1 protein-coding gene is annotated in these 313 nt (G+C 71.9%); it reads left to right on the plus strand.

Going from position 1 to position 313, the window contains the following annotated elements; genetic code table 11:
* Positions 1–117: 117 nt before the first annotated feature.
* A partial coding sequence (locus tag EN850_RS35190) for a hypothetical protein (RefSeq protein WP_136093047.1) occupies positions 118–313 on the plus strand: 196 nt, incomplete at its 3' end.

A 313-nucleotide genomic window follows, 5' to 3' on the forward strand; every position in this document is an offset into this window, starting at 1 on the left:
GCCCCAGGTGGGCGCCGATCCTGCCTTGGCGATGACCGCGCGCGAGGCGACCGGCGTGGACTGGTATCCCAAGGTGGGCGAGGTTGCCCTGTCACGCGTCAGCACCGGAGTTGATCGATGAGGTTGCAGCCGCTGTTCGTTGCCCTGGCCCTGGCGGCCCCCTTCGCCCTGCTGCCGGCCATGCCGCTGCTGGCAGCGCCCGCTGCCGCTGCGCGGCAGGCCGACACCGCGCCGGTGCTGGTCACTGCCGCGCAATGGCAGCAGAGGGCCAGCGAAGGCAGTCGTTACCCGTGGTTCGCCAAGGAGCAGGCGC

This window comes from Mesorhizobium sp. M8A.F.Ca.ET.207.01.1.1, assembly GCF_004794715.1.
Taxonomy (GTDB): Bacteria; Pseudomonadota; Alphaproteobacteria; order Rhizobiales; family Rhizobiaceae; genus Mesorhizobium.